The sequence below is a fragment of the Pseudovibrio ascidiaceicola genome (genome assembly GCF_900114245.1).
Lineage (GTDB): Bacteria > Pseudomonadota > Alphaproteobacteria > Rhizobiales > Stappiaceae > Pseudovibrio > Pseudovibrio ascidiaceicola.
Genome location: NZ_FOSK01000032.1, coordinates 1 through 7,780 on the forward strand (window position 1 = coordinate 1; position 7,780 = coordinate 7,780).

At 47.9% G+C, this 7,780-nt stretch carries 6 protein-coding genes and 3 pseudogenes; 3 read left to right on the plus strand and 6 right to left on the minus strand.

The annotated features are described in order from the left end of the window. Positions 1 to 53 precede the first annotated feature (53 nt). Complete coding sequence (locus BM231_RS26550; RefSeq protein WP_093524385.1) at positions 54 to 350, minus strand: hypothetical protein; 297 nt, start codon at positions 348 to 350, stop codon at positions 54 to 56. Between the two features lie 118 nt (positions 351 to 468). Continuing rightward, positions 469 to 984 carry an Hcp family type VI secretion system effector gene (locus tag BM231_RS26555; protein ID WP_057465969.1) on the minus strand — a complete coding sequence of 172 codons (516 nt, stop codon included), beginning with the start codon at positions 982 to 984 and terminating at the stop codon, positions 469 to 471. A 654-nt stretch (positions 985 to 1,638) separates the two neighbouring features. On the opposite strand from BM231_RS26555, the gene BM231_RS26560 reads away from it, so the two are divergent. The 3 genes and pseudogenes from BM231_RS26560 (at position 1,639) to BM231_RS26570 (ending at position 4,305) form a co-directional block, all read left to right on the plus strand. After that, the gene (locus tag BM231_RS26560; RefSeq protein ID WP_093524387.1) at positions 1,639 to 1,998 is read left to right on the plus strand and encodes a transposase; all 360 of its coding nucleotides are present in this window, start codon (positions 1,639 to 1,641) and stop codon (positions 1,996 to 1,998) included. A 999-nt stretch (positions 1,999 to 2,997) separates the two neighbouring features. Beyond that, positions 2,998 to 3,603, plus strand: a pseudogene (locus tag BM231_RS26565) (Tn3 family transposase); the annotation flags it as partial. Positions 3,604 to 3,764: 161 nt separating this feature from the next. After that, positions 3,765 to 4,305, plus strand: a pseudogene (locus tag BM231_RS26570) (recombinase family protein). A 368-nt stretch (positions 4,306 to 4,673) separates the two neighbouring features. On the opposite strand, the gene BM231_RS26580 reads toward BM231_RS26570, so the two are convergent. From BM231_RS26580 to BM231_RS27015, 4 genes and pseudogenes are all read right to left on the minus strand, one after another. Beyond that, a protein-coding gene (locus BM231_RS26580) for an IS3 family transposase (RefSeq protein WP_093524391.1) occupies positions 4,674 to 5,812 on the minus strand; the annotation gives its coding sequence in 2 pieces (ribosomal slippage) (positions 4,674 to 5,548 and positions 5,548 to 5,812; 1,140 coding nt in all). A gap of 84 nt (positions 5,813 to 5,896) precedes the next feature. Next, positions 5,897 to 6,013 (minus strand): annotated as a pseudogene (locus BM231_RS26585) (IS6 family transposase); the annotation flags it as partial. 93 nt (positions 6,014 to 6,106) lie between these two features. After that, positions 6,107 to 6,325: a hypothetical protein gene (locus BM231_RS26590; RefSeq protein WP_139226420.1), complete on the minus strand. Its 219-nt coding sequence runs from the start codon at positions 6,323 to 6,325 to the stop codon at positions 6,107 to 6,109. Between the two features lie 53 nt (positions 6,326 to 6,378). Further along, the coding region (locus tag BM231_RS27015) for a hypothetical protein (protein ID WP_208860677.1) at positions 6,379 to 7,780 on the minus strand (1,402 nt) is incomplete at its 5' end.

A 7,780-nucleotide genomic window follows, 5' to 3' on the forward strand; every position in this document is an offset into this window, starting at 1 on the left:
ATGAGCGGCACTATGTTGCTGCGCCAATCTCTGTTCCGCCAGCGGATAGACCATCAAAATATCTCCTTGTGCGGCTGATCCCCTGGCCTGACCATCAAGCGGTGACCGGGAAACTGATCCAGAAAGCCCCGGATCTCCAGCTCTTCAGACAGGTCTTCGTGCAGTGCGTCAGACGAGCGCTCAGGCCGGTCACGGCCTTGTAAGACCACATGTGCCGTGCCTGCCGGATCGGTTTCCTTGGGAGCAGCTTCTGCAATCGCCTCTACCTTGCGCCGCCGCCACAACAGGGCGCGAAAGAAGCTGCGCAAGTAACCGCGCTTCTCTGAGGCTTTGCCAGAGACAGGTTGCATATTCCAACTCCGCAGATCAGGCCTAAATCAAAGACTGCTTAGTGTGAACTCACCCATAGGCAGTGTCCGGGCCAAAGCTGGCCCGGATCTGACTTCTAGTTCCGTCAAAAACAGAGACTTAAGCTGCAGGTGCGCGCCAATCGTCAGCACCAGAGGTGCCGGAGACTGTGTGTTCCCACATAATTTTGCGGTATGACAGTTCAATGGTGATCAGCTGAGTGAAATCAGCGTTCTTTGGATCCTGACAATGTGGCAGGCCACACTCGATGTTGGTGATCAGAGCATCTTCAAAGGAGGTGGTGAAGAAATGCTCCTGCTTGCCGGAAGAGTTGGTGCGGTACCATTTAACTTCACATTTAGGCAGCATCTCACCAGAGACCAGCGCATTATAAAGCAGCGGGATGGACTTGTTCATGGAGCAAGTGAACTTGAACGGAGTGTGCACGCGCTGACCAGCTGGCTGGCCGGACTGGATATCACGAGGAATGATGACGGTGTGATCAATGGCCTGTACCATGATCTCGTCTTCATGACCTTCCTGCCACACGTTACCGACGGAATCTTCAGTAAACGCGCCTTGAGTGATTGGACCCTGAGTTGACCCTTCAATGGTGATATAAGCGGGTGTTGGCATAGTATGCTCCTGGTGAGCGCCCTCCGTGTGCGGATAGACGCAGCAAAACAAATAAATGAACCCCATTTGACAACAATGGGCCACAGCCCCAGACCCCAGTCTGCGGCAGCGTACCAACACAACAGCAACTTGCATGCCAGAGTGGGAAAGCAAAAGAGGAGAACACACCTGGTCGGATTTACCTATTGAAATAACAAAGGAAAATAACTTGGAGGCGTGCGCAAATTTGGCCTGATTGCAGAGCACCCGGCTAAATACCGCTGCGTAAGCTTGAGCCAAAGATGGCTTAAAACTCCGACACCCAAGATAAGCATCTGATAAATATAAGAAAACAGCGAGCCAATTTTGGCCCAATCCTGACCAACAATGGCCTGCCCCTGAAATATAAGGGAAAATCAGGATAACCCCTCAAAAGCAACGCACTAGTTGGGCCGTATGAGAAACCCTTCGCGCTTTAAATGCTCTTCAAATCAGTTCCTTCGAGAAGCGCAGTTGTTGGCCCCTGCCAACGAAAACTGACCTTCCGATGAAGAGCGCTCAGCATTATGCCTGACCTGCAGTCTGGTTGAAGCTGGATGCTCTGCTTGTCGCTACTCATCCTCAATTTCTTTTGCAGGGGTGATTATTCTCCTGATCGGGTGCACAAAAGGGGGAATGAACACAAAGCTGCACACTATTGGTGATGGCGCTGGCCGTCCGGTCAGACCTCATCTGACAGCCAGGCAAACCAGTGATTTTAAGGAAGCTGAGGTTCTGTTGCTGGACCTACCGGCAGCCCGGGTCGTGATTGCGGATCGGGGCTATGACAGAAACAAGGTCAGAAAAACCGTGACAGATCAGGATATTGAAGCCTGTATCCTTTCACGCAAAACCCGCAAAAAGAAAGTCTCGTATTGCACAAAAACTTACAGAAAACGGCAAAAAGTCGAAAACCTGTTCGCCAAGCTTAAGGACGGACGGCTCATTGCAATGCGATATGATCGATGTGCCAGTATATTCAAATCTGCAATCTAAATCGCTGCAACCGTCATATTCTGGCTATGAGTACTGAGCCTAGTTTTCCTACATCTTCAAGACAAGTTTCCTGAGCCGCCTAATCCAACATTTGGAAAGATAAGTATTCATATAGATAAAATGAATCAAATAAGAATATTTAATTATGTGAATCATCTTTATTCTATGTTTCATAAAAATATTCATAAATACATATCTCATATTATATTTATGAAAATCTATGGTAAATATAGTATTTTATACAATTAGAACATTATGCAAATTGAATTTAACTTATTTACTGCAATTTATTTGATCAATAACCTAAAAGTCACATCACCCGTTTCATCAATTGTGTTCACGATAAACAAACGCGATCCTCAGGTTATTAAGATTGATCCTTTTCTAAATCCGCTCCCCGACGGTTTGTGATACTGAACAGATTGGATGTGCATCATGATTCACGTAACGATTTGTCACCGTCTCATTTCGATGGCGCAGAAGATTATTGATCAGGAAGGCATTGCTACCCGATTGTGTTGCCATTGCGCAACGGTATGGCAAAATTTATAAAGGCGTACATCTTCCAAATTCGCACGCTCCCGAACACGGACCCAGGCTTTTTCAACTAAGTATGGACTTATATACTGGGCTAAATCGCTCCACCAAGGCAAAACAAATGCAGAGTTCTCTATGCGTGAGATATCACTAAAAATGTCCAATACATGCGTATTAACAGGGTGCGGCCGGTACCCCTCTCCTTTGCGAGACGGCAACGATCCGATCTCCATCAATCTCGCACCAGAGTAAAGCAGCAGTTTAATGCAGCTTAGTACCAGCGGATTGAGTTTGGTCCTGCGATTTCTCTCTGTTTTGGGAAGATGCTTTTCACGTACACCTTGAACCGTAATATGTCACGGCAATCCCTCTTGCTCAGCCTTAGCCAGAACAAGCCCTAGTCGTTTTAATTCCTCTCCAGATAAGAAACGCTCATTGTCACTTTCTTGGGTTTGAGCTGCCCCACGCCTTAAGGCGTTTAGTCGACAGAAACTGGCATTGCCTTCCAACACTATGCGTGGTGAGCTTGGCAACCTGCTGCCGATCCTATCCAGCGCTATAAATTGGGAGGAAATTGCCCGCTAGTATGACGAAATGGTCAAGTACGCTGCTGCCATGCAGCATAGAACCGCAGATCCGGAAGCAATTTTACGCCGCTTTGCCTGCTCTGAAGTGATGCACCCAACCTATAAAGCGTTGACTGAACTGGGCCGAGCCATCAAGACGATCTTCCTATGCCTGTATTTGCGCTCGGAGAACTATCGCCGTGAAATCAACGAAGGGCTCAATGTCGTAGAGAACTGGAACAGCGCCAACGGCTTTGTATTCTTCGGCAAGGGTGGGGAGATTGCTAGTAACCGCATTGAAGATCAGGAGATCTCGGCCCTGTCTCTGCACCTGTTGCAGGCCTCGCTGGTTTACGTCAACACCCGAATAGTGCAATCAGTGTTGTCTGATCCAGTTTGGGCTGGCCGACTTGCTGCAGAAGACTACCGAAGCCTGACACCGCTGATTTACAGTCATATCAATCCTTATGGCCGCTTTGAGCTTGATCTGGAACAGCGCATTGACTTTGATAGTCGATTAGCTGCGCAGCTGATCGTATTTTGGGTATACTCAAAATACGATCTCGAACGAACACCAATTGCACACAGTTCCATGTTCATTTTGGGTCTAATCTGTGTTAGTGAACAGAAATGGCAAGTAGCACACCCAAAATGAATAGATCTATGTCCCGCATCGGATATGCGCGCACCTCTACTATGGACCAGAACCCGGATACCCAGGTTCATGCATTGGAAGCAGCTGGCTGCCATCTGATCCGTACAGAACAGAAGAGCGGCGGCACTCTCAAAGATCGTGTTGAGTTACAGACAATTCTGGACTTCATCCACCCTGATGAAACTTTGGTGGTCATGCATTGATCGGCTCGCCCGATCAATGCATGACCTGCAGATTATTGCACGGCGATTGCAAGACAAGGGCGCTCATCTTTATGCAACCGAGCAACCTGTCGATACCTCAACGGCGGCAGGTAAAGCCTTCTTCGATATGCTCGGTGTTTTTGCAGAGTTTGAAACCAACCTGCGTCGGGAGCGACAAGCGGAAGGCATTGCGGCGGCGAAGAAAAGAGGTGTTTACAAAGGTCGACCGCCACGGATCGATAAGACTGAGATTGAAACGCGCCTTGCCGCAGGCCAGAGCCCAACGGTCATTGCCCGTGAACTTGGTATCTCAAGAGGGACAGTATACAAAGTGAAAAACGGATAACGAGCACCATTTTCCTTGATAGGCTGCAACTTTGTATAGGTTTTATCATCAAGGCTTTACCGCATACTTCTAAGTCCAATCATCGGGCACAATACCATCCCTGTGTAATTCAGACTCCGGAATTGGCACGTTCATCTCGGGGGAAGCCAGATAAACTATCCGATAAAAACGGTTCATAGTCTTCCAAGCCCAGTCTTCATCTGAGAGAAAGTTTTCGAGCATCGATTTTGGCAGGAATATTTCGCACTCCCCTCCCATATGCCCGCCATACATAAAACTAATGCAAATGTATTTGCTGTCTTCGGATTTTTGAGGTGGTTCCGGTTGTTTGGACAGTTGAGCGTCTTTTATAAGTGGATCCGCTCCAATTACGCCGCAGCTTGAGTTATGTGCTGCGGGTGGTTGCAGTAAGCCTGATCCGGGGTATTCCAGTCAAGTGATGAATGTGGAAGCTTCTGGTTATAAAAGGTGATGTACTGCTTAATGGATTTTCTGGCCTCTGGCACACTGGCGTAGGCCTTGAGATAGACCTCCTCATATTTGATGGTGCGCCAGAACCGTTCAATAAAAACATTGTCGCGCCATGCTCCCTTGCCATCCATGGAGATCTTGATCTTCTCACGCTTGAGCACATCGGTGAAGTCTATGCTGGTGAACTGAGAGCCCTGATCAGAGTTGAAAATCTCTGGCGTGCCGTATTTAGCGAGTGCATCTTCCAGAGCTTCGATGCAGAAGGCGGCCTCCATGGTGATTGATAACCGCCAGCTCAGAACTTTGCGCGAGTACCAGTCAATGATAGCGACCAGATAGGTGAAGCCCTTTGCCATGGGAATATAGGAAATGTCGATGGCCCAGACCTGATTGGGTCTTAAAACCTCCACATCACGCAGCAGATACGGGTAGATTTTATGTCCTGGCGCCGGTTTGGACGTGTTGGGTCGTCGGTAGATTGCCTCAATATCCATCCTCTTCATTAAAGATCGCACCCTGCGTCGGCCGATATCAAAGCCTTCAGCTTTCAAGAGCTGCTGCAGCATACGGCTGCCCGCAAATGGATGTTCCAGATGGAACTCATCCAGTCGGCGCATGAGGGCAAGCGTCTCAGCTGAAACTGGACGAGGCTGGTAGTAAACACTGCTTCTTGATATACTCAGGGCCTTGGCCTGACGACCGATTGAGAGATCATGGTTGCGGTCAATCATCTTTTGGCGCTCAGTAGTCCTGCTTTGGTGAGCGCTCCTCCCAAAAAGTCATTTTCTAAAGCCAGCTCCCCAATTTTGGCGTGCAGCCGTTTGATGTCGACTTCGGGCTCCTGCTTAGCCTGTTTATCAGCCCCAAACACATCAGGCATCGCTGCAAGGGCCTGCTCTTTCCATTGTTTGACCTGGTTCGCGTAAACATCAGAGTCCTGAGCCAATTCGCTCAAGGCCTTCTCTCCACGAATAGCAGCAAGCGCGACTTTCGCTTTAAAGGCCGGACTATGGTTTCGACGAGGACGTCTGCTCATGGTGGTCTCCTGTTCTTGGCATCATGCCAGTTTCAGAAGCGAAATCCACTTATACAACCTGTCCGAATTTCCCGAGCCAGCTCTGTCCTCAACATCAGCGGTGCTCATTGCAAAACGATGGTATGCCCAAACGGCATACGCAATGACCTCACGAGGAAAACGGTACCCCTTCAGGCGGGCAAAGGAACTCGGTATTTTCATTGGGATTTACTAACTCAAAAGCTGACCTGAAACAACTTGGCAATGCCCCAATTGCTTTTCGAACCTCAGTCTGAACAGTCTTTACAGCAATCTTTAGAGTTCTTTTAACCAATTAGAGAGAGAGATTACAACGTCTCGAGTGGCCTCGAATTGCCTACCGTCATCAACGGTAAACTTAATCAACTCCAACTGTCCTTCAACTTCTGTCATCTTAGAATGAATATCTTTATCTTCGTAAGCTACAATTTCGCGCTCGGCTCTTTGAATTAGTGCTTGAAAGTCATCTGCTTGCATTTGATTTTCAGCGTGCATTTGACATGCTTCCCGCAGTTCACTTATTAACTCCGGATATACGAAATTCCTAGTCATGGGGAGCTATTCCTCAAAATCGTTACGATGACGCTTTCATTGCTCTCAGTAACTACACTAACATTACCTGAAGTGAAAATCGTTCTCTTTACACCATCTTTAATTACAGTGCTTTTGCTTCCATTTGCAATGACCTCTTCTACCATATTTGGAGTTACATTCCGGCCGGGACCATCTGAGCCAACCGGAGCTCCCAAACCACTTGGTTGCATCCGGTCAACCGCGTGTTGAGAATATTTGCGTTTGCCAATTTGAGCGTATGTTCGATTGCCGATCGTAATCTTGGGATAATCGCCCCAACTTCCCCAAAGTAAACGTTGTTGCTGTATCTTTTTAAAATTACTAGCGACCTTTTTAAGGGGCTCTTTTAGTTTCTCCAAAATTTTCGCGCGGGTCTTCTTAGGAGCTAACGCAAGAGCTGTACCCGTGACCAAAGTTGCGAGAATAACAGCTTTTTCGGGATCTCCATTAGAATATTGCTCGATTGTTGCAAGAACTTCATCAGTTCCTTTTGTAACAGCAGCACTAATATCTTCTTGGAACTTTTCATAGGCTTGCTTGTCGACCAAACCAGATTTCAAAATAATCTCTGTTGGGATGTCCAGAGCCTTTAAAGCCTTTTCAAGACCCTCCGGATCATTTTCATATGCTACATTGAACTGCTCAAGCATATTAGCGGAGCTTTCAGCTGCTGCATATTTCACGGTGTCATAGAATTTCAGACAAGCTTTAATCTCTTGAATAGAATAAACGCTACATGCAGTAGAGGCATGTGCTGAGGATATAATCCAATCCCAAATACTTGCACTGCTGGAAAGGCAAGCTCGAAGACTTTCTGGCGGTATCTTCTTATCCAACAAGTCCGAATAAACCTTCGCACCAATCGAAGCTTCTTCTGGGCTTAACTGCTCACTCGCGATGAGAGATTTCTTTACTTGATCAATTACTTCACCGATTTTCTTGCCCGCTTCAATTACTGCTACTACAGCCGTATCGCTCACATAAACGCCAACGTATTCTTCTTCGTCCTTTGTGATCTCTTGGGCGAGGTCGACATCTCGGTTCAGCTCAGCAACATTCTCCGTCTCACCGCTGTCTTCCAGCTCTTGTTGTTTGTCTTCATCACGGATGATGATCTCGCCCTCGCCGACGGTTGCGCGGGTGATCTGGCGTTTGTCGCGGTTGGCGTAGCTGCCCTCAAACTGTCCACCATAGGATGTCTCAGCCTCAGATTCTTCGCTGTCGGTCTGATCTGAGGTATTGTCAGGTTGATCTTCGGGACCGGTTTCTCCGCTCTTATCTGCCCCCGCGGAGCCCGGCACTGTAAAGTTGACCCCGATAGACCCACCGATGTTGGACTGCTTGTCGTGGTCATCGATATCGCTGAAGGTGAGCGTG